We start from the raw sequence: 20,301 nt of genomic DNA, 5'->3' as shown, positions 1-20,301 counted from the left end.
TTATACCGCCGGCAACCCCTGGGAAATATCGCCTATGAAAGGTATTGTTCGGGTCCAACGAAAACCAATAAATCATAAATGTCGCCCGGGGAGCGGAACCCGGCCCGACATTCGCCGATTGCGCCTCAGAACGTGAAGTGAGGTCGCTTGAAGCCCTTGGGAAGATGCGTCTTGTTGGAGCATTCCAGAACCGGCCCGACGTGCTTGGATCCTTTGCTCAGCGCGCTGTCGTTGGGCAACGGATACGGCGGCTGGCTGACCGTCTCGCATTCCTGCGTCTGCCTGATGACGTACCTGCCGTGCTTGTCGGTGTGGATTGTCTCGCTCTTGCGAATGCAGATGGTTTCACCCTTGGCGACGTTGGTCTTGCAATCGCGTGGGCGTTCATGGGCGTACGCCTGCTCGGCGCCTACGTAGATTACGGCGAGACTTCCGAGGAGCCCCGAGACGGCTGCGATCTTCTGCCGGCTGAACATGTGCTGCGCTCCTTACAATCGAGGCCCGGGCGCCAGGGCCGTTGATCGGCGTGCGCCCGAGCCGTGGAAAGCTTCCGACTAACGGGATCCAGCGCCTGACGCGTCTTCAGCTGCGTCCGGCGACGGCATTTGATGCAGCCCGGGCGCGCACCCTGGTGGGGTTGCTGCGCCCGGGCTGCCTTGCTGTTGAGGGTGTTGTCCAGCAAACCGTTGAGCTGCCCGAGCTGATCCAGGAGATGGACATTCAGATCGTGCGACTTGCATACGGTGCCTGCAGTGTTCTGGCAGACGTCGATGCGCCTGTTGTGGCACTCCGAGGCGATGCGCGACGCGATGGTCCGCGAGGCGACCGATTGCTGGGTCGACCAGCGTGCGGGCTGCGGCGCGGCACCTGCGAAACGGTTTATGGGGCCCACTGTGGCGTGGGGTACGGAGCCACTCGCCCCGCGACCGCTTCGGCTACGACCGCAGCCCGCTGCAACTTGCGCATCGAGCCCTCGGTGCTTCTTTACTGCGGTCCGCCGTGACCCTGCGGCGTGTAGCTGACACCGTTCTGCGGCGCGAACCACGGAGCCCCGTGGGGGCCGCCGTGCGGGTGACCCTGCGGGCCGCCCCAGTTGGCCACGGCGTTGGCTTGCGAGGAAGCAATCGCGGTGATCCCACCGTCGTCGCCGCCGTGAGCGAAGCTGACGCCGGCGCCGAGGGTGGAGAGCCCTGCGACCGCTGCGGCTACAACCGCGGCCCGCTGAAACTTGCGCATAGTTTGACCCTTTCTTAGCTGGGCGTGACGCCCTGGCTTGACTACTTAATGTGAGCATATACACACGCATCGTAGCCATTTGGGATCTTGGGTCCTTTTTGTGCGTGTCGGCCTATTGCGAGGCACCCCTCCGTCCGCCCGGCGCGGACTCGAAGGGGGATGAGGCGGCTGGTAGGGCTGCCGGTCGTGGGCTCACCGCTCCCCCTTGAAACGACACCGCCTCGGGGTCGAGTCACGGGAGGTGAGGGACAGTCACCCGTTTGCCCGCCGACGCGCGGACGCAGAAGCAGCGGATGACCGGCCCCGGTTACCCCGGTCCGGCCATCCGCTGCTTGAAAGGTGAGGAAGGCGCCGGAAGGTTCCGCCCAGGGCTCAGCCCAGCAGGCGCACCAGTCCCGCCGGAATTTCGTCACTGTTTTCGGGTGCCGTGTTGACGGGTGCCGCCGTCTGCTTGGGCGAGTCGGGGGAACAGGTCACCTCGGGCCCGAGCCGCGTCTGCCCACCGCTCAGAAGGCCGACGACGGGCAACGTCAAGGGCTGCACCGGTGTGCACTTGTCCTGGCGGATGACGAACCGTTCGCCGTCGGGCGTCTGGATGGTCCGTTGGACGCAGGTGGTGTTGCCCTGACTGTCGACAGGGCAGGCGCCCGCGGCAGACGCCTGGGCGCCGCTGGTAAAGGTCACGACGAGGCCGCCAAGAAGCCCCGAGGCGGCCGCGATCTGCTTCATGCTGAACATTGATGCGTTTCCTTTGTGGGGGGTACCCCGGGCGCCCCGCGCGGCCAATCGGCCGCGCCGGGCCCTGGGGATATCGGAGGGGCGGGCTCCGGCGTCCGACCCATGTCCGGGACGTTCGGGTCCATTTCGCGCCGAGCCGATAGTCGCCGCCTGTACCTCCGTCAATGTGGGCGGTACCGGCGCCGAGGAACGCGATGCTGCAGAGGGCGACTTCCGCGACGTCCGCCGTGCGACGCACCCCTTCAGGGGTGACCCCGCTCGCGCGGAGCGTCGTGCACGATTACGCCGCCGACCTCAGTCAGAGAGCCGAGTGGTGAAGGCGTTGTTGTACTGGCCGCAGGTGGTGTCGAAGGTCTCGGCGAGACCGAGCACGGCGAGCGGGACGTTGGCCTCGCCCCCCGTCTGCGGGCTGCACTCCTGGTAGGGGCGGTAGAGGTCGGACGCCTTCGCATTGCCGTCGGCGTAGGCGGTACCGGCGGCGACGCCGATGGCGGACAGACCGCCGGCCGCTACCGCTGCGATCATGGCTGCCTGCTGAAACTTACCCATGGAACCTCGGTCCTTCATTGCCAGTACGTTGAGGCTGATTGCCTACCGTGACCGGGCGAACACTAGCAGTAGTTATCCGGGGGATTCCATGCCGTCGGATGTCCCGTGTCCAAGCGCGGACTTGGGTGCATACGGGGACGCTGAAGGTCGGGCGATCGGTGCCGTGGGACGGCCGGGTGAGGACGACCGGAGGACGCACGTGATCGACGTCAGCGACATCGGCGCTGTCCGGTCTAAGGCCTTCTTCCTCTTCGCGATGCTCCGCGACGGCCCCTTCTACGACCCGCAACCCGCACCATCAGCTTGACCAAACCCATGGGGCCCCCGAGTGCCTCAACTCCGGGTTCAACGAGTTCCATTCGAAGGAACGCAGCGCCCTCAACCAATTGGCTCACACCCGCCGATCACTTAATCCACTCAAAGGTGGGAAAGCATCATGTTCCAGGAGACTCTGTTGGCGGTCACGGCATTCCCTTGATCGGGTCCACCCGATCAGGGCTCCAACTGCGAACGGAGACGCCCGTGCGAATGACCGACATCCAGCGTTGTGAGGTCCGGCCCGGACGGCTTGTCGAGTGGGCGCTCAGTCCGGCGACCGTCGCGGCGGCGGCGGGCCTTCCGGAGGACCCCCGGCCGCCGGCGTACGTCCAGGAGTCGCACATCAGGACCGCCCGATCCGTGCAGGAGGACGGCCTGTTCGTGCCGACCTGGCTCGGTACCGCCTTCGACATCCCGGGCAGGGTCGACCTCGACGCGCTGCAGGGCGCGCTGCGCGGCTGGACGCTCCGGCACGAGACGCTGCGCAGCGGCTTCCGCTGGGACGGCGACGAGATGCGCCGGTTCACGCTCGACACCGATGCCGTGTCACTCCACCGCGAGGTGGTCGGCGACTTCCCCGACGCGGAGCAGCTCGTCCAGCACCTGCAGGACCGTTTCGACGCCGCCGCGAACGCGCTGCGCTGGCCCAACTTCCTCTACACGGCGGTCATCAGGGACGACGGCGCCAGCGTGTACATGGCCTTCGACCACAGCAACGTCGACGCCTACTCCATCCAACGCCTCCCCGCCGAGATCCACGAGCTCTACGCGGCAGCCGTCGAGGGCCGCCCCGTGGAGGAGCCGCCCGTCGGCAGTTACGTCGACTTCTGCGAGATCGAGCGGGCGGAAGCGGACCGGATCGACGACACTCACGCGATCGTCGGCCGCTGGCGGGAGTTCATCCGGCGGTGCGACGGGAAGCTGCCCAACTTCCCCGTCGAACTCGGTCTGAAGCCCGGCGGGACCCTGCCCACGCAGAAGCTCATGCGCGAGATGCTCGTCGACGCGGACACCGCCGCGGAGTTCGAGGCGTACTGCCGACCCTTCGGTGGCAGCCTCGTCGGCATCCTGGCCGCCACCAGCCTCATCGTCCACGAGATCGGCGGACAGCCCGTCTACCGCGCCGTCATGCCGTTCCACACCCGGGTGAAGTCGGAGTGGTGCGACTCCGTGGGCTGGTACGTCGGTGGCGCGCCGATCGAGATCCCCATGGACCAGGCACCCGATTTCCCCGCTGCCCTGACAGCCGTGCGTGCCGAGCTGCGGGCCAACAGGTCGCTGGCACGTATGCCCCTCGCCCGAGTACTGCGCCTGCTCGGCTCGGACTTCCGCCCGACCTCGCCCGACCTGTACTCGATCGTCTCGTACGTCGACGCGCGAGGCATCCCCGGATCGGAGCGCTGGGACGAGCGGACGGCTTACGGACTCATCAGGGTGTCCTACGGCGACCAGGTGTGCGTCTGGCTCAACCGGCTCCAAGAAGGCCTGTGGTTCGCCTGTCGCTACCCCGAAACCGACGCCGCCTACAAGAACATGCGGCTGTATTGCGAGCGGTTGCGGGACGTCATCCTCGCAGTGGCCAGCGAGCAACGCGCTGAGCGCGAACCGGCATCACACGCGGTGCACGACATGGTCTGACGGAGTGTCACTCGCCCGGTGCGCTCCTTCGTGCCGGGCCGGTGGCCCTGTGGTTCACCGGTCCGGCTCGATGTTCTGGTTGGCGTGGAAGAAGTTGGCCGGGTCGTAGGCGTTCTTGATGCCCGTGAGCCGGGCGTAGTGGTCGCGGTAGGTGGCCTTCACGCGGTCCTGGCCCTCGCCGTCGCCGATGAAGTTCACGTAGGCGCCGCCCATCGAGTGCGGGTGCAGCTCTTCCCAGTAGTCGACGCACCACTGTCTGATCGTCTCCGCGTTCGCCGGGTCGGGGTCGACGCCGCCGATGATTCCGGACCAGACCGCGTCGCGGTACGACCACGCGGTGTCCTCCGGGTCGACGCGGGAGGCGGCCCCGTCGACGGGATAGAGGTGCATGGTCGAGAGGTCGGTGGGGAGGTTCTCGGCGTACTTGGCGTGCACGTCGACGGCGTCGTCGGTGATCTCGTCGAAGAAGTCGCCGCGCCAGTACCACTGCAGGCCGGCGGGGATCAGCTCGTCGAACATGCTCTGCAGCGCCGGGTACGGCATCGGTGCCGTGAAGTGGAAGATCGGCTTTCCCGGTTCGTGCACGGCGGCGATGGCGTCGTCGGCGTCCTCCGGGTCGCCGAGCCAGCACCACACGACGCCGCACATCCGGTGGCCGTGGATCTCCTCCGGGAACGGCGGGGCGGGCGGCACGGCGAGTGCGGCGAAGAAGCCGTTCAGGTCCTCGGGCGCCTGGGGCAGGAACTCGCGGTACCAGCGCAGCACTTCGCGGCTCTGGTCGGCCGGCCACAGGGTGACCGCCACGACCACGTCGTCCACCGGGTGCAGCCGGAAGCGGAACGACGTGACGATGCCGAAGTTCCCGCCGCCGCCGCGCAGGGCCCAGAACAGGTCGGGGTGCTGCGACTCGCTCGCGACGACGAAGCTGCCGTCGGCGAGCACGACGTCCGCGGCGATGAGGTTGTCGATCGTCAGGCCGTACTTGCGGGTGAGGTGGCCGTGGCCGCCGCCGAGGGCGAGGCCGCCGACGCCCGTCGTCGACATGATGCCGGTGGGGGTGGCGAGGCCGAAGGCGTGCGCGGCGTGGTCCAGGTCGCCGAGCCGGCTGCCGCCGCCGACGCGGGCCGTCCGCGCGACGGGGTCGACGCGGGCCCAGCGCATCGGCGACAGGTCGATGGTGACGGCGTCGTCGACCTCGCAGAGCCCCGGGCCGCTGTGGCCGCCGCCCCGGACGGCGAGCTCCAGGTCCCGTTCGCGGAGGAAGTCGACGGCGGCCATCACGTCCGCCGCATCCGAGCAGCGCACGATGGCGGCCGGATACCTGTCGATCATCGCGTTGTAGATCTTGCGGGCGTCGTCGTACGCGGAGTCCTGCGGGCCGATCACCGGGCCGCGCAGGGCGTTTCTCATGTCGTCGAGCGTGGTGCCGTCCATGACGGTCGCTCCTTGCCGATACGCGGACCGCTGCCCCACCCGGGCTCGCCCCTGTCGGGCCGTCGGTGAGCGGTTGCGCGCCGGCGTCCTGGCGCCCCCCGTCAGCCGCAGAGCTGACCTCTCCAGCATCCCGCCGGCCGACGGGGCCCGCAATTTGGGCGGGGCCGCACCGGGACGGGCAGGGCGGCTCTCGTCCCTAGACGAAGAAGCTGTCGTGCTTGACGAGGAACTCGCCGAATTCCTCGCCGCCCTTCTGGGCCATCTCCGCCACCTTCTCGAAGTACTCCTCGCGCGGGGCGCCCGGTGAGAAGAGCATGATCATGGAGGCGGGGTCGTCGCTGTCGTTCTTGAAGGCGTGCAGCCCGCCGACCGGCACATAGAGGAAGTCGCCGGCTCCCGCGGTGACCCAGCGGTCGCCGTCGTAGAGCTGCACATGGCCGGACAGGATGAAGAAGGACTCCGAGATCGACTTGTGGAAGTGGGTGCTCGGGCCGGGGGACTTGGGGCCCAAGTCCACCTTGTAGAGGCCGAATTCGCCGCCGGTCGAGGCGTGCGTCGCGAGGTAGTGCGTGCGGTTGCCGCCGGGGCCGACCAGTTCGGGCTCCTGGTCGGCCGACCTGAACACCGCGTTGACTTCGCCCTTTTCGCCGAGGTAGCGCGGCTCCGGATAGGACATCTTCCGCTCCTTCGTTCGTGACACGGGCAGTTGTGTGGCACCCGGCGCCGACCCTATCCAGCGCCGGGGCATCGATCTCGTTAGTTGTACGAAATCGTTCCGGGGCAGGATTAAGCTGGGCTGCATGCTTGATATCCGGCGCATGCAGGTGCTCAGGGCGGTGGTCACCAGTGGCTCCGTCACCGCCGCCGCGCGGAACCTCGGGTACACACCCTCCGCGGTCAGCCAGCAGATGGCCGCCCTGGAGAAGGAGGCGGGCATCGCCCTCCTGGAGCGGACCGGACGCGGGGTGCGGCCGACGGACGCCGGGCGGCTGCTCACCGAGTACGCGGTGGCGATCGGCAAGCACGTCGCCGAGGCGGAGACCGCCCTCGCCGAGCTGCGGGCCGGGCGGACGGGGCGGGTCTCGATGCGGTACTTCACCACGGCGGGCACGGCCCTTGTGGCGCCCGCGATCGCCGCGCTGCGGCGCGAACAGCCGCGGGTGAAGGTCGAGTTGAAGCTGTCCGACCCGGACGACCCGATGCCGGATGTGCAAGGCCGGCAGGCCGACATCGCGCTCGTGGTCCGTCCCGGCGGCCAACCCGACGTGGACGGCGTGCGGTTCATCCACCTCCTTGACGACCGGTACCACGCGGTGCTGCCCGCGGGGCACCGCCTGGCCGCCAAGCCGCTGCTCGAACTGACGGACCTCGCCGAGGAGCCGTGGGTGGCCAGCGAATCGCCGGGCCCCTGCCTCGACCCGATCCTCGACGCCTGCGGCGCGGCCGGCTACAGCCCGGACTTCGTGGTGGAGAGCGGCGACTACGCCACGGCGCAGGGCTTCGTCGCCGCCGGTCTCGGCGTCAGCCTCGTCCCCCGACTCGGCCTGGACGCCCACCACTCCGGCGTGGTCGTACGCCCGGTCCACAACCCGGTGCCGATCCGCTCGATCTACGCGGCGGTGCGCGCCGGTGCGCCGGACAGTCCCGCCCTGCGGGGTCTTGTCGCGGCGCTGCGGGACGCGGTGGCTCAGCTGGGGGACGGGGCGGGGGCCGGTGCCGCGTAACACCGCACCGTGACCCACCGCTGCGGGCCCCAGCACTGCTCACCCGTACCGAGAAAGCGCCAGCCCGTACGTTCATAGAGCGCGGTCGCCGACGTGTCGGACGCGACGACGTCCAGGACCGGGTGGAGTCCCAGCTCCCCGGCCTCCGCCACCACCCGCTCCAGGAGCCGCGCCCCGATCCCGTACCCACGGGCATCCGGTGCGACGAAGAGCCTGCTGACCACGGCAGTCGCCTCCCCGCTCGCGCGCCTGCCCCACAGCGCGGGCGCCACGTCGTCCGGCGCGCCGGGGCTGAGCACGATGTGCCCGGCGATCCGCCCGTCGAGCTCGGCGACCCAGGCCCCGACGGGGCCGGCCGTGGCCAGCCAGTCGGCGGGCCGCTCCGGCCAGTCGGCCGGGTAGCCGTCGAGCGCGTGCACCTGGGCGAGGGCCCGCACACAGGCGTCGAGGTCGGACGCGTGACGGGAACGGATACGAAGGTCTTGGGCGGGCCTCATCAACGTATGCAAGCACATGGGCCGTCGGCATGCCGGGCGCGTAAAGTCGGGAGCGGACAGAGCCTGCATGACACGGGGGAGGCGGCCGCGAAATGGTGGCGCCGGATGAGGCTGTGATCGGCTGTACCGGTGAACTCGTCATCGGCACCCGCGGATCCGCGGGGCCCGGTGAGGTCCTGGTGCGGATCCGAGGAGGTTCCGAGACGTTTCTCGCCTGGTCCGACGAGCCGCTGCCGCACGGCGCCGCCGTGCTCGTGATCGAGTCACGGGGCAGCCGCCAGGTCGATGTCATCAAGTGGGCTGACCCGTTGGACGCGTTGACCGGCGACAGTGCCGGCGACGCCGGTTGAGGAGAGTCGATCCATGTTCGGTTACCGCGTTCCCGCCCCTGACCAGGCGATGCTGATCTCGGGTGGCAGGCGAGGTCTCGGGGGCGCCCCGTTCCGTGTGGTGACAGGGCATGGCAAGTTCGTGCTGCCCGTCTTCCGCAAGACCCGCTTCCTGACCCTCTCGATGTGCGAGGCGGAGGTCGTTGAGAACTGCGTGACCCGGCAGGGCATCGCCCTGAGCGTGCGCGCCGTCATCGCCTTCAAGGTCGGCAACGACACGGAGAGCATCGTCAACGCGGGGCAGCGCTTCCTCTCCGACCAGGACCAGATGTCCGTTCTGACCGGCCGGATCTTCGCGGGCCATCTCCGGTCCATCATCGGCTCGATGACGGTCGAGGAGATCGTCACCGAGCGGCAGAAGCTGGCCACCGAGGTCCTGGACACCTCGAAGTCCGAGATGGCGAAGATCGGTCTGCATGTGGACTCGTTGCAGATCCAGTCCATCGACGACGGCGACACGGGCTACATCGACGCCATGTCCGCCCCGCACAAGGCCGCCATCCAGCGCCAGGCGCAGATCGCCCAGGCGAAGGCCACCCAGGCCGCCGCCGAGGCCGAGCAGGAGGCCGCGCGGAACCAGGCCGAGTACGCGCGGCAGACCGCGATCGTGCAGGCCGAGTACTCCGCCGAGGTCGAGCGCGCCCAGGCCAAGGCCGCCCAGGCGGGCCCCCTCGCGGAGGCGCACGCCCAGCAGGAGGTGCTCGACGCCCGGACCGAACTGGCCGAGCGCGCCGCCCAGTTGCGCCAGCAGCAGCTGGTCGCCGAGGTGGTCAAGCCCGCGGAGGCGGACGCCGAGCGCATCAGGGTCCTTGCCCTCGCCGAGGCCGAGCGGATGAAGATCCAGGCGGAGGCGGCGGCGTCGTACGACCGCGTCGCGCTCGACCGGATGCTGATCGACCAGCTGCCGTTGATCGTGAAGGAGGCGGCGACGGGCCTCTCCGGCGCCAACGTCAACGTACTGAACGGCGCGGACGGCCTCGGCGAGATCGCGGCCGGGCTGGTCGGCCAGGGCCTGACGATCCTGGAATCGGTACGGAACAACCTGGGCACGCCGGCGGGGACGGGCTCGGGCACGGCTGAATCCGTGGACCTCAAGCGGTACTTGGGGGCGCCGGCGCAGCGCCAGGACGCGGACGGCGGCGGCAAGAGCGAGGGCCCGGTCGAGATCGAGTAGCGCGCGCCGCAGGAAACAGTGGCCCGCCGCCGGGGATCGATCACACACCCGGCGACGGGCCGCTCGCGTAACTACCCTGTGAGCGGCGCCGACCGCATCAGGCGAGGGCCACCAGCTCCCGGTGCTCAGGACCCCAGAGGTCCTCCGTGCCGTCCGGCAGGAGCAGCACCCGGTCCGGCCGCAGCGCGTCGATGGCTCCCTCGTCATGCGTCACCATCACGATCGCGCCCGGATACGTGCCGACCGCGTCGAGCACCTCGTCGCGCGACGCCGGGTCGAGGTTGTTGGTCGGCTCGTCGAGCAGCAGCACGTTCGCTCCCGAGTGGACGAGCCCGGCCAGCGCGAGCCGGGTCTTCTCGCCGCCGGAGAGCACCCTCGCGGGCTTGTCGGCGTCGTCCCCGCGGAAGAGGAAGGAACCGAGGACGCCGCGCACCTCGCCGTCCGTGAGTCCCGGCGCGGCGGCGGCCAGGTTCTCCCGTACGGTCCTGTCCCCGTCGAGGGTGTCGTGCTCCTGCGCGAAGTAGCCGAGCCGGGCGCCGTGCCCGTGCATCACCCGCCCGCCGTCCGGGAGTTCGGCGCCCGCGAGGAGCCGCAGCAGGGTGGTCTTGCCCGCCCCGTTGAACCCGAGGACGACGAGCCTGCTCCCCCGGTCGACGGCCAGATCGACCCCGGCGAGCACCTGCCGCCCGCCGTACGCCTTCGTCAGACTGATGGCCCCCAGCGGCGTCCGCCCGCAGGGCGCGGGCTCGGGAAGCCGGATCCGCGCGACGCGCTCGCCCCGCCGCACCGGCTCGGTCTCGGCGAGCATCCGGTCCGCACGCCGGGCCATGTTCTTCGCCGCGGTGGCCGTCGAGACATGCGCGCGCATCTTCTCCGCCTGGCTGCGCAGCGAGGCCGCCTTCCGCTCCGCGTTGGCCCGCTCGCGGGCACGCCGCCGCTCATCCGCCGCGCGCTGGGCGAGGTAGGTCCGCCATCCCGTGTTGTGTACGTCGATGACGGCGCGGCCCGGGTCGAGCGCGAAGACGCGGTTGACGGTGTCCGCGAGGAGTCCGGTGTCATGGCTGATGAGAACGAGCCCGCCCGGACAGGCCCCCAGATATCCCCTCAGCCAGCCGACCGAGTCGGCGTCCAGATGGTTGGTCGGCTCGTCCAGGAGCAGCGTGTCGTGGCGCGAGAACAGAATCCTGGCGAGCTCCACGCGGCGCCGCTGGCCGCCGGAGAGGTCGCCCACGGGCTGCTCCATGGCCCGCTCCGGAAGCCCCAGACCGGCGGCGACGCGGGCCGCCTCCGCCTCGGCGGCGTACCCGCCGCCGGCCTGAAAAGCTTCCTCCGCACGGGTGTACGCGGCCATGGCCCGCCGCTGCTCCGCCGCGCTGCTCGCGTCGGCCATCGCGGTCTCCGCGGTACGCAGGGCGTGCGCGGCCCGGTCCAGGCCGCGGGCGGAGAGGATGCGGGCGGAGACGGTCGCCGCCGGGTCGGCGGCGCCGGGGTCCTGGGCCAGGTAGCCGAGGGATCCGGTACGGGTGATGGAGCCCGCTGCCGGGTCGGCCTGCCCGGCCAGGGTCTTCAGGAGGGTGGTCTTGCCGGCTCCGTTACGGCCTACCAGGCCGATGCGGTCGCCGGGGGCGATGTGGAAGGTGGCGTCCGCCAGGAGAAGGCGGGGGCCGACGCGGACGTCAACGCGACGGGCGGTGATCATTTATCTACGCTCCGCAGTAGCTTTTGGACACACGGGTGCTGTTGAGACCGGTGTCCTGGCTAGGAGATGCGGGGCGTAGACATGCGGCGAGGGTAGTGGCGGCAGCCCTTGGGCCGCACGGCATTTACCCGGGCGTGCGGAGGGGTTGCCCGCGGGAGATCATCGACTCATGGACGTGACCCTTCACCTTGCACAGCAGCCGGACGCGGACGAGCTGCTCGGGCGCAGTCCGCTGGCGGCGCTCGTCGGCATGCTGCTCGACCAGCAGGTGCCCATGGAGTGGGCGTTCTCGGGCCCGTACACGATCGCGCAGCGGCTCGGCGCCGATGATCTGGACGCGCACGAGATCGCGGCGTACGACCCCGAGGCGTTCGCCGAGCTGCTCTCCGCCAAGCCTGCGGTGCATCGCTATCCCGGGTCGATGGCCAAGCGGATCCAGCAGCTGTGCCAGTACCTGGTGGATCACTACGACGGTGAGGCCACCGCCGTGTGGGAGGGCGCCGCGAACGGCAAGGACCTCCTCAAGCGCCTGAACGAACTCCCCGGCTTCGGGAAGCAGAAGGCGCAGATCTTCCTCGCCCTGCTGGGCAAGCAGTTGGGCGTACGCCCGGCCGGCTGGCGGGAGGCGGCGGGCGCCTATGGCGAGGCGGACGCGTACCGCTCGGTCGCGGACATCACGGGCCCGGAGTCCCTCCAGAAGGTCCGCACCCACAAGCAGCAGCTCAAGGCCGCCGCGAAGGCCTCCGGCAAGTAGCCGAAACTCCGCGGAGGCGCCGGGTACGTCCTTCACTGCTCGCGGACCACCCCTTCGGACGCCCCGGGCTGCGGTGTCGCTCGTCCGCTCTTAGCGTCGCCGCAGGGGGCCTGACCGAGAGGTGATGTGTGATGGCAGGCAAGTTCGAGGTCTACAAAGACGGCGCGGGCAAGTACCGGTTCCGGCTCAAGGCAGGGAACGGCGAGATCATCGCCGTCGGCGAGGCGTACGAAAGCAAGGCCGGTTGCTTGAACGGTGTCGAGTCCGTCAAGTCCCATGCTCCCGGTGCTCAGGTCGTCGAGAACGACTAGGCGGGCAGGCGAAGAGCCCCCGACGCTGCTGCGCCGGGGGCTCTTGAGCGTGGCTCGTGCGAGCCTCGGATTCGGCATGTGACCACGCACAACCCAGAGGGCCGGAAGCCCCAGTTCCGGTCGTCACTCCCGTGACAGGCGAAGACACGTTAGAGGGGTTTGTGACACCCGTCATGGACGACATCGGCTTGCTGTCGCTCACTTCGGCCCCTGCTCCCGGCTGGAGTGTTCCCGGTTTGCCCCGGTTTACTGCGCCTTTTCCCGGCGTCGCACTCCGTCTCCATGGCTGCGCCCGGAGAGCCTTGACCGGTAGGCTTTCCGTGTGATCTTCAAGCGCATCGGAAACGGCCGGCCGTACCCCGACCACGGCCGGGAAAGCACCCGGCAGTGGGCGGACGTCGCGCCGCGCCCGGTCCGCCTCGATCAGCTCGTGACGACCAAGGGCCAGCTGGACCTAGAGACGCTCCTCGCGGAGGACTCGACGTTCTACGGCGACCTCTTCGCGCACGTGGTGAAGTGGCAGGGCGACCTCTACCTGGAAGACGGACTGCACCGCGCGGTCCGCGCCGCGCTCCAGCAGCGCCAGGTGCTGCACGCCCGCGTCCTCGAACTGGGCTGAGCCCCAGGGCCGGGGCCCGCGGCAGTCCCCTGTTGGCCCTTTCGGGTTGGGCTGCGCCCGAGGCAATGATCATCTAGTAGGCATCAAGGCGTTGCCGCACTACGCTGCGCCCATGAGCATGCTCACTCCCCCCGGCATGGGCCGCAAGTACCGCATCACTGGGGCCAAATATCCGCGTATGCGCCGGAACCACGGCCGCCGCAGGATCGTGCTCGCGGTCGTCGCGTCCGTCGTCGCCGCCGGTCTGGTCGGCTGGGGAACCCTGCAGCTCATCGACGTCTTCACCGGCGGCGACAAGGCCACCGCCGCGGGCCCGCGAGCCGGCTGCGACCCCAAGGCGGCCCCCTCGGCCAAGGCACCCGCGCCGAAGCCGCTGCCCAAACCGGGCCAGATCAAGGTCAACGTCTTCAACGCCACGCCCCGCGGCGGCCTCGCCAAGAACACCGCGGCCGAGCTGAAGAAGCGCGGCTTCACCATCGGCAAGGTGGGCAACGCGACGAAGGAGTACGACAAGAAGGTCAAGGGCACCGGGATACTGCTCGGCGCCAAGGCCGCCACGGACACCGCGATCCCCGTACTCGGCACCCAGCTCGCCGGCACCGAGCAGCGCACGGACGCCCGCACGAGCGGCGAGGTCGACCTCATCCTGGGCACGCAGTTCAAGGATCTGGCAAAGAAAGAGGACGCCGACAAGGCCCTGGCGGTACTCGCCAAGCCCAAGCCGACGCCCTCGACGTCCAGCGGCAAGAAGAACTGCTGAGCGCTACGACTACTGAGCGCTACTCCGCGGTCCCGTACATCCGGTCCCCGGCGTCGCCGAGCCCCGGCACGATGTACCCGTTCTCGTTGAGCCGCTCGTCGACCGACGCCGTCACGACCGTCACCGGCGTGCCCGCGAGCTCGCGCTCCATGACCTCGACGCCCTCCGGCGCGGCGAGGAGCACCACGGCGGTCACATCGTCCGCGCCGCGCTTGATCAGCTCCTGGATGGCCGCGACGAGCGTGCCGCCGGTGGCCAGCATCGGGTCCAGGACATAGACCTGGCGGCCCGAGAGGTCCTCCGGCATCCGCGTCGCGTACGTCGACGCCTGCAGCGTCTCCTCGTCGCGGATCATCCCGAGGAAGCCCACCTCGGCGGTCGGAAGCAGCCGCACCATGCCGTCCAGCATGCCGAGCCCCGCGCGCAGGATCGGCACGACCAGGGGGCGCGGGTGGGACAGCTTGACGCCCGTCGTCGGCGTGACCGGGGTCTCGATGTCGACCTGCTCGGTGCGCACGTCCCTGGTGGCCTCGTACGCGAGCAGGGTGACCAGCTCGTCGGCGAGGCGCCGGAAGGTCGGGGAGTCGGTGCGCTTGTCGCGCAGCGTGGTGAGTTTGTGCGCCACCAGCGGGTGGTCGACGACGTGGATCCGCATGCCCTCAACAGTAACCGCGCCCCGGACCACCCGGACTCCCTCGCGCTCCGACTGCCTCGCGGTGGCATCAAACCCGCCATCCGGGGGAAAGTGGACGTACGACCTGGGGTGGTGTGGCCTATGGCGGAGCAAGAGCCGGAGCGCGCGGCCGACGCGGCGCCGCGCGGCGCCCACGAGAGCGACCTCGACCCTGACACCGAGGCCGAGCGTCGGCGCCGCCGCGCCCAGTTCCTCAGCGAACTGGCCGAGGCGCGCGAACTGCGTGACCGTGTGAAGCCGCGCCGCGCCCGGGCGGCACGGATGCGTCAGCAGATGCGTATGCGCACGTTCCGCTGGTAGCGACCACCTCTCAGGCAGGCAACGGGGAGCCGTCCGCGAAACGCGACGCGGACACAGCGGGCGGAAGACCTCTCCTTAAGCCGTGGTTTCTGCCACGATTCCGAGTGGGCGGGGCTTGAGCCACTCCCCCGCTCCCCGAACTCGCCGGGGGGACACCCAAACCGTCAACCGGCACTGTCTATGACCAGTGGGAGAGTCACGGTGTACTTCGCCGCACTGCTCGCGCGCACCGAAGACGGGTGGGAAGCGAGCGACACGGAGCTCGACGATGTGGAGACCCTGGCGGATCTGGCCGACCTGGCCCGTGAAGCCACGGCCGAATACGACGACGACACAGTGCTCGTTTTCATCGAACAGGAAGACGCGTGGTTCGGCGTCGTCCGCGTGGACGGTGAGGAGGACCCTCGTATCTACGTCTCGGACGCGGCCGCGGCCGCCCGCAGTTCGTACGGAGAGATCCTGCTCACCGACGAGATGCTCGGCCGTGAGCCGGGCGCCGACGATCCGGGGGTCGACCTGGACGCCCTCGACCTCGACGGCACGGAGGACGGCGAACCCGCCGCGTCCGAGGCCGGCGCGGGATCCGACGGCGACGATGACGACACCGAGGGCTCCGGCGGCGACGCCGTGCCCGCGGGGCCGCTCGGCGACACGGAGCTCCTGACCGACCTCGGCGTACCGGAGAAGGAGCTGCTCGCTCTGGAGGCCGGTGACGCGCTCAACGACATCGCCGAGATCCTCGGGGCGGCGGAGGTGCTGGAGACCGTCCGCTAGGTTCCCGGTGTGACCGACCAGACCGACCAGACCGACCAGACGCCCGACCCCGTACGCGACCGCTGGCGGGCGCCCATGCGGCTCGCCCTGGCCGAGGCCGAACTGGCCGTCCGGGGCGGCGACGTGCCCGTCGGCGCCGTCGTGCTGTCCCCGGACGGCACGACGGTGCTCGCGGCGGGCCACAACGAACGCGAGGCGACCGGCGACCCCACGGCGCACGCGGAGGTGCTCGCCATCCGCCGGGCGGCCGAGACGCTGGGCGAGTGGCGGCTGACGGGCTGCACGCTCGTCGTGACCCTGGAGCCCTGCACCATGTGCGCGGGCGCGCTCGTGCAGTCGCGCGTCGACCGGGTCGTCTACGGAGCGCGTGACGAGAAGGCGGGCGCCGCGGGCTCGCTCTGGGACGTCGTACGCGATCGAAGGCTCAACCACCGGCCCGAGGTGGTCCACGGAGTCCTCGCGGAGGAGGCCGCGGGGCTTCTCACCCGCTTCTTCCGCACACGCTGAGCCAGCTGAGCCAAACGGATTTCAGACCACGGGCACCTTTGGGCTAGAGTTCCTCTCGGTAGCGTGTCCGAGCGGCCGAAGGAGCTCGCCTCGAAAGCGAGTGTGGGGAAACTCACCGAGGGTTCAAATCCCTCCGCTACCGCTCTCAGCACGCCGGGCCCGGTCCAGTGGACGGGGCCCTTCGTCGTTGGTGGTGAATGTGCCGTGAAAGTCAGGCCGGGGGAAGCGGCATCGGGGGGACAAGCCGCTCCCCCCGATGAGGACTGGAACCCTCAAGTCAGCGCCGTCATCCGGGGGGGAAGCCGACGGCGCGTGACCCCGCAGCGGGGCCAGTCCCGTGCCCGCGGATTCCTGCCAGATCCGCTGGGGCACATCACCCATCCTGCTCCCCCCGGTACCGGGCGAAGTCCGGCAAAGGGCCTGTGCCATGGGGCCGTTGGTCCTTAAAAGCCCTGTGAGGACACGCCGGGTTAGACTCTCGCCCGTCACAGGGGTCACACGGGACGCGCGTAAGGGGAGGCCGAAGAGCGTGGCGGTGCAGTGGAAAAAGGTCGGGCTCTTCGCGGTCGTCGTCTTCATCCTGTACGTGATCATCACTGACCCGGCCAAGGCCGCCGACTACGTGCAGATAGGCTTCGAGGCGGTCTCGAGTGCCGCTCAGAGCATCGGCGACTTCATGACGTGGGTCGCCAACGGCGGCAAGGACTGAGCGGCGCGTCCCCGCCTTCCCAGGAGTCCCGCATGATCCGCCATCTGGTCCTCTTCAAGCTCAACGACGGTGTACAGCGCGACGAGCCGCGCGTCGTCGAGGGCGTCAAGGCCTTCCGCGCGCTCGGCGAGCAGATCCCGGAGCTGACGTTCTGGGAGTGCGACTGGAACATCACCGACCGGCCCATCGCGTACGACTTCGCCATCAACTCGGCGGTCGAGGACACCGATGCGCTGAAGCGGTACATCGAGCACCCGGCCCATCAGGCGGGCGTCGCCCTGTGGCGGGAGTTCGCCACGTGGGTGATCGCGGACTACGAATTCTGAGCCGTCAGCCAAAAGAGCCTCTCACCGGAACGGTGAGGGGCTTTTCTGCGTCTTAAGCCCCAACTTGCCCCTCAACACGTAGTTATCGGGTGCTTGCACACAGTGCACATGTCTTGTGATGCTATGACCGCTTTTGACGGACGGGTTGAACGAGGTCGGCTGATCCTGACTGAGCTCGACTGTGCTTGACCGAGAAGGGGTGGCGTTGACCGTGCCGGCCAGTACTGCGCCTGAAGCACCACCCGTGACGCCCCAAGCGAGCGCTCCGAGCACGCCGAGCACCCCGAGCACCCGAGGCGCCGACACCCGGGCCCTGACGCAGGTGCTCTTCGCCGAGCTCAAGACGCTCGTACCGGGCAGCCCCGAGCACGGCCGGGTGCGCGGTGCCCTCATCGAGGCGAATCTGCCGCTGGTGCGGTACGCGGCGGCCCGCTTCCGCAGCCGCAACGAGCCGATGGAGGACGTCGTCCAGGTCGGCACGATCGGCCTGATCAACGCCATCGACCGCTTCGACCCCGAGCGCGGCGTGCAGTTCCCGACGTTCGCGATGCCCACCGTGGTCGGCGAGATCAAGCGGTACTTCCGCGACAACGTACGAACGATCCACGTCCCGCGCCGCCTTCACGAGCTGTGGGTGCAGGTGACCGGGGCGACCGAGGACCTCACCACGGCCTTCGGGCGCTCACCCACGACCGGGGAGATCGCCGCACGCCTTCGGATCACCGAGGATGAGGTCCTGGCCTGCATCGAGGCCGGACGCTCGTACCACGCAACGTCGTTGGAGGCGGCGCAGGAGGGCGACGGACCGCCCGGTCTGCTCGACCGGCTCGGCTACGAGGACCCGGCGCTCGACGGTGTCGAACACCGCGACCTCGTCCGCCATCTCCTCGTCCAACTGCCCGAGCGCGAACAGCGGATCCTGCTCCTTCGCTACTACAGCAATCTGACACAGTCACAGATCAGCGCGGAGTTGGGCGTCTCCCAGATGCATGTGTCAAGACTGCTGGCCAGAAGCTTCGCGCGACTGCGATCCGCAAACCGGATCGAGGCGTAACCGTATCGAGTGGATCGCGCCTCGCGCGGTTCTCGACATTCCTTCGCGTCCACATCCCCCGCACCCCCTCTCTCCTGCGGTGATGTCACCCTTCTTTGTCGACATGTAACTACAGCGTGTTGCCGACATGTGACATTCTGCTGGAACCGCGTTTGCCGCAGCCCCACGTCCGGTATTCAGGTGGAGGCTGCGTTCCTCCGACGGGAGCGTCCGCCGTGACCGTCCGCGACCTCAAGGGGGTGGCATGTCCGCAGACCAGGGCAGCTCGAAGGTGCTCACGCTCACGAAGAGCGAAACCGCGCCCGACGCGCTTCCAGCCGAAGCCGTGACCACGGCTTCTGGAGCCATCGACACCCGCACCCTGTCCCGCTCCCTTTTCCTGCGGCTCGCCGCACTCGACAAAGACAGCCCGGAGCGTGTCTATGTCCGCGACACGCTGATCGAGCTGAACCTCCCTCTCGTCCGGTACGCGGCGGCGCGCTTCCGCAGCCGCAACGAACCGATGGAGGACATCGTCCAGGTCGGCACGATCGGTCTGATCAAGGCGATCGACCGCTTCGACTGCGAACGCGGCGTGGAATTCCCGACGTTCGCGATGCCGACCGTCGTCGGTGAGATCAAGCGCTTCTTCCGCGACACGAGTTGGTCGGTGCGCGTCCCGCGCCGCCTCCAGGAGCTGCGGCTCGCGCTGACCAAGACCAGCGATGAGCTGGCGCAGCGCCTCGACCGGTCGCCGACCGTGCCGGAGCTCGCCAAGGCGCTTGGGGTGTCCGAGGAGGACGTCGTCGACGGCCTCGCGGTGGGGAACGCGTACACCGCGTCCTCGCTGGACTCACCCGCCCCCGAGGACGACGGCGGCGAGGGCTCCCTCGCGGACCGTCTCGGGTACGAGGACAGCGCCCTGGAAGGCGTCGAGTACCGCGAGTCGCTCAAGCCGCTGCTCGCCAAGCTGCCGCCGCGCGAGCGCCGCATCATCATGCTGCGCTTCTTCGCGAACATGACGCAGTCGCAGATCGGCGAGGAGGTCGGCATCTCGCAGATGCATGTGTCCCGGCTGCTCACCCGGACTCTCTCGCAGCTTCGGGAAGGGCTGATCGCCGACTGAGTCGCCGGTTGTCGCCGGTGGTCGCCGGTGGTCGCCGGTGGTCAATTCGCCGCGGGGTGGCCGGTGTTGCTGACGGGGTTCCTAAGTGACGGACCGTCAGCCACACTGGCGCGATGCGACGTGGCATACGGAACCTAGCGGCTGCGCTGTGCCTGGGCGGCAGCCTGAGCGGTGGGCTTGTCGCCTGCGGCGGCGGGGGCGGCGACGGCTATGTGGCCACCGGTGCGGCCGCGCAGCGCCCGGAGAAGGCGGGTCCTGGCGTGGCGCCCACCGGGCATGTCGAGCTGGTCCCGCTGGACGGCAGCGAGGCGCCGCCCGGCGGCAAGGAGGGTGGCTCCTCCTCCCGGGGTCCGGAGGAGAGCGGCTCCTCTGACGGCAGCCCTGCCGGTGCCTCGCCCGGCGGCAAGTCGGCCGGTGATGCCGCGAGTTCCGATGCTCCGGCCGAGAACGGCGGCTCGACGCCTTCCAGTGGCGGTGACGACTCCGGTCGTACGGAAGGGCCTTCGGGTACGCCGTCCGCGCCCGGCACCAGTGCGCCGCCTCCCGGGCCCGCGAAGCTGAGTGTCGGCGAACCTGAGCTGAAGCCTGCGGAGGACCGGTGGTGCGAGAAAGTGACCATCGCCTTCCGCAACACCGGGGGAACGGTGGTGCGTTCGGGCACGGTCACCTTTGAGACGCACGTCATCGGGGCGCTTGGCGTCGACTGGGCGACGCTTGAGTCCGTCGAGAAGCTGCCTGCGCCTATCGGGGCGGGGAAGCGGGTGGAGAAGACCTGGACCGTGTGCGTGGACGCGTGGCGGGTGCCGCTGGGTATGCATGTGGAGACTCGGGACGTCTCCGTGAAGTGGAAGTAGCGGGGTTTTCGACTGCGGGCCGCATGTGGCTGGTCGCGCAGTTCCCCGCGCCCCCGATCGGCAGGGGCGCGCCCCCCACATAATCGCCACCCCCCCCCCCCCCCCCCCCACCCCGAAAGCCCCCACCAATCCGAATTT

General features: G+C 69.5%; 25 protein-coding genes and 1 tRNA gene. 17 read left to right on the top strand and 9 right to left on the bottom strand.

The genetic code is table 11. The features are described from left to right. Positions 1 to 125 precede the first annotated feature (125 nt). The 4 genes from ACFWY6_RS29370 to ACFWY6_RS29355 form a co-directional block, all read right to left on the bottom strand. Positions 126 to 476, bottom strand: a complete 351-nt coding sequence (locus ACFWY6_RS29370) for a hypothetical protein (RefSeq protein WP_384696487.1) — start codon at positions 474 to 476, stop codon at positions 126 to 128. A 508-nt stretch (positions 477 to 984) separates the two neighbouring features. Continuing rightward, entirely contained in the window at positions 985 to 1,236 is a 252-nt protein-coding gene (locus ACFWY6_RS29365) for a hypothetical protein (protein WP_384696485.1), read from the bottom strand. Positions 1,237 to 1,608: 372 nt separating this feature from the next. After that, on the bottom strand, positions 1,609 to 1,974 hold the full coding sequence (locus ACFWY6_RS29360; protein ID WP_384696482.1) for a hypothetical protein: 366 nt from the start codon (positions 1,972 to 1,974) through the stop codon (positions 1,609 to 1,611). A 294-nt stretch (positions 1,975 to 2,268) separates the two neighbouring features. Then, positions 2,269 to 2,523: a hypothetical protein gene (locus ACFWY6_RS29355; RefSeq protein WP_266864721.1), complete on the bottom strand. Its 255-nt coding sequence runs from the start codon at positions 2,521 to 2,523 to the stop codon at positions 2,269 to 2,271. 522 nt (positions 2,524 to 3,045) lie between these two features. On the opposite strand from ACFWY6_RS29355, the gene ACFWY6_RS29350 reads away from it, so the two are divergent. Continuing rightward, positions 3,046 to 4,479, top strand: a complete 1,434-nt coding sequence (locus tag ACFWY6_RS29350; RefSeq protein WP_384696479.1) for a condensation domain-containing protein — start codon at positions 3,046 to 3,048, stop codon at positions 4,477 to 4,479. A gap of 54 nt (positions 4,480 to 4,533) precedes the next feature. Here the strand turns inward: ACFWY6_RS29350 and ACFWY6_RS29345 are convergent, their stop codons facing one another. Together ACFWY6_RS29345 and ACFWY6_RS29340 are read right to left on the bottom strand one after the other, a co-directional pair. Further along, positions 4,534 to 5,913 (bottom strand): FAD-binding oxidoreductase, encoded by a 1,380-nt coding sequence (locus ACFWY6_RS29345; RefSeq protein WP_384696475.1) that lies wholly within the window; start codon positions 5,911 to 5,913, stop codon positions 4,534 to 4,536. A 196-nt stretch (positions 5,914 to 6,109) separates the two neighbouring features. Beyond that, positions 6,110 to 6,589: a cupin domain-containing protein gene (locus tag ACFWY6_RS29340; RefSeq protein ID WP_384696472.1), complete on the bottom strand. Its 480-nt coding sequence runs from the start codon at positions 6,587 to 6,589 to the stop codon at positions 6,110 to 6,112. A gap of 124 nt (positions 6,590 to 6,713) precedes the next feature. Between ACFWY6_RS29340 and ACFWY6_RS29335 the strand changes: the two genes are divergently transcribed. Next, positions 6,714 to 7,637 carry a LysR family transcriptional regulator gene (locus ACFWY6_RS29335; RefSeq protein ID WP_384696470.1) on the top strand — a complete coding sequence of 308 codons (924 nt, stop codon included), beginning with the start codon at positions 6,714 to 6,716 and terminating at the stop codon, positions 7,635 to 7,637. Here ACFWY6_RS29335 and ACFWY6_RS29330 read toward each other — a convergent pair. Next, positions 7,601 to 8,134, bottom strand: coding sequence for a GNAT family N-acetyltransferase (locus ACFWY6_RS29330; protein WP_384696467.1), 534 nt, complete (start codon positions 8,132 to 8,134; stop codon positions 7,601 to 7,603). The genes ACFWY6_RS29335 and ACFWY6_RS29330 overlap by 37 nt on opposite strands. Positions 8,135 to 8,229: 95 nt before the next feature. Here ACFWY6_RS29330 and ACFWY6_RS29325 point away from each other — a divergent pair, with 95 nt between their 5' ends. Beyond that, the gene (locus ACFWY6_RS29325; protein WP_360777461.1) at positions 8,230 to 8,484 is read left to right on the top strand and encodes a hypothetical protein; all 255 of its coding nucleotides are present in this window, start codon (positions 8,230 to 8,232) and stop codon (positions 8,482 to 8,484) included. 13 nt (positions 8,485 to 8,497) lie between these two features. Continuing rightward, positions 8,498 to 9,697 (top strand): flotillin family protein, encoded by a 1,200-nt coding sequence (locus tag ACFWY6_RS29320; protein ID WP_384696464.1) that lies wholly within the window; start codon positions 8,498 to 8,500, stop codon positions 9,695 to 9,697. A 97-nt stretch (positions 9,698 to 9,794) separates the two neighbouring features. Here the strand turns inward: ACFWY6_RS29320 and ACFWY6_RS29315 are convergent, their stop codons facing one another. Next, positions 9,795 to 11,396 carry an ABC-F family ATP-binding cassette domain-containing protein gene (locus tag ACFWY6_RS29315; RefSeq protein WP_384696461.1) on the bottom strand — a complete coding sequence of 534 codons (1,602 nt, stop codon included), beginning with the start codon at positions 11,394 to 11,396 and terminating at the stop codon, positions 9,795 to 9,797. Between the two features lie 169 nt (positions 11,397 to 11,565). On the opposite strand from ACFWY6_RS29315, the gene ACFWY6_RS29310 reads away from it, so the two are divergent. The 4 genes from ACFWY6_RS29310 (at position 11,566) to ACFWY6_RS29295 (ending at position 13,840) form a co-directional block, all read left to right on the top strand. After that, on the top strand, positions 11,566 to 12,150 hold the full coding sequence (locus ACFWY6_RS29310) for an HhH-GPD-type base excision DNA repair protein (protein WP_266864707.1): 585 nt from the start codon (positions 11,566 to 11,568) through the stop codon (positions 12,148 to 12,150). Positions 12,151 to 12,281: 131 nt separating this feature from the next. Next, a complete protein-coding gene (locus tag ACFWY6_RS29305) occupies positions 12,282 to 12,461 on the top strand; it encodes a YegP family protein (protein ID WP_384696458.1) in 180 nt (59 codons plus the stop codon). Positions 12,462 to 12,783: 322 nt separating this feature from the next. Then, a complete protein-coding gene (locus ACFWY6_RS29300; RefSeq protein ID WP_003955420.1) occupies positions 12,784 to 13,080 on the top strand; it encodes a type II toxin-antitoxin system VapB family antitoxin in 297 nt (98 codons plus the stop codon). Positions 13,081 to 13,192: 112 nt separating this feature from the next. Beyond that, positions 13,193 to 13,840 (top strand): LytR C-terminal domain-containing protein, encoded by a 648-nt coding sequence (locus ACFWY6_RS29295; protein WP_384696455.1) that lies wholly within the window; start codon positions 13,193 to 13,195, stop codon positions 13,838 to 13,840. Positions 13,841 to 13,859: 19 nt separating this feature from the next. On the opposite strand, the gene upp is transcribed toward ACFWY6_RS29295, so the two are convergent. Beyond that, positions 13,860 to 14,495, bottom strand: a complete 636-nt coding sequence (gene upp, locus ACFWY6_RS29290; RefSeq protein WP_160505979.1) for a uracil phosphoribosyltransferase — start codon at positions 14,493 to 14,495, stop codon at positions 13,860 to 13,862. A 120-nt stretch (positions 14,496 to 14,615) separates the two neighbouring features. On the opposite strand from upp, the gene ACFWY6_RS29285 reads away from it, so the two are divergent. From ACFWY6_RS29285 to ACFWY6_RS29245, 9 genes are all read left to right on the top strand, one after another. Then, entirely contained in the window at positions 14,616 to 14,834 is a 219-nt protein-coding gene (locus ACFWY6_RS29285; protein ID WP_384696452.1) for a hypothetical protein, read from the top strand. A gap of 201 nt (positions 14,835 to 15,035) precedes the next feature. Beyond that, positions 15,036 to 15,608 (top strand): hypothetical protein, encoded by a 573-nt coding sequence (locus tag ACFWY6_RS29280; protein WP_384696493.1) that lies wholly within the window; start codon positions 15,036 to 15,038, stop codon positions 15,606 to 15,608. Positions 15,609 to 15,683: 75 nt separating this feature from the next. After that, positions 15,684 to 16,115, top strand: a complete 432-nt coding sequence (gene tadA, locus ACFWY6_RS29275; RefSeq protein ID WP_384696490.1) for a tRNA adenosine(34) deaminase TadA — start codon at positions 15,684 to 15,686, stop codon at positions 16,113 to 16,115. A gap of 57 nt (positions 16,116 to 16,172) precedes the next feature. Next, positions 16,173 to 16,257: transfer RNA gene (locus tag ACFWY6_RS29270), tRNA-Ser, on the top strand. Positions 16,258 to 16,644: 387 nt separating this feature from the next. Then, positions 16,645 to 16,824, top strand: coding sequence for a hypothetical protein (locus ACFWY6_RS29265; RefSeq protein ID WP_135331551.1), 180 nt, complete (start codon positions 16,645 to 16,647; stop codon positions 16,822 to 16,824). Between the two features lie 32 nt (positions 16,825 to 16,856). Then, on the top strand, positions 16,857 to 17,150 hold the full coding sequence (locus ACFWY6_RS29260; RefSeq protein WP_266864697.1) for a Dabb family protein: 294 nt from the start codon (positions 16,857 to 16,859) through the stop codon (positions 17,148 to 17,150). A 199-nt stretch (positions 17,151 to 17,349) separates the two neighbouring features. After that, positions 17,350 to 18,204, top strand: a complete 855-nt coding sequence (locus ACFWY6_RS29255) for an RNA polymerase sigma factor SigF (RefSeq protein WP_384696448.1) — start codon at positions 17,350 to 17,352, stop codon at positions 18,202 to 18,204. Positions 18,205 to 18,448: 244 nt separating this feature from the next. Then, entirely contained in the window at positions 18,449 to 19,309 is an 861-nt protein-coding gene (locus ACFWY6_RS29250; RefSeq protein WP_384696445.1) for an RNA polymerase sigma factor SigF, read from the top strand. Between the two features lie 113 nt (positions 19,310 to 19,422). Continuing rightward, positions 19,423 to 20,163 carry a hypothetical protein gene (locus ACFWY6_RS29245; protein ID WP_384696442.1) on the top strand — a complete coding sequence of 247 codons (741 nt, stop codon included), beginning with the start codon at positions 19,423 to 19,425 and terminating at the stop codon, positions 20,161 to 20,163. Positions 20,164 to 20,301 lie beyond the last annotated feature (138 nt).

Origin of the sequence: Streptomyces sp. NPDC059037, assembly GCF_042740015.1 — a bacterium.
Classification (GTDB): Bacteria; Actinomycetota; Actinomycetes; order Streptomycetales; family Streptomycetaceae; genus Streptomyces.
The sequence above is the reverse complement of the archived record's forward strand: the minus strand, read 5'-3'. Positions and strand labels throughout refer to the sequence as shown.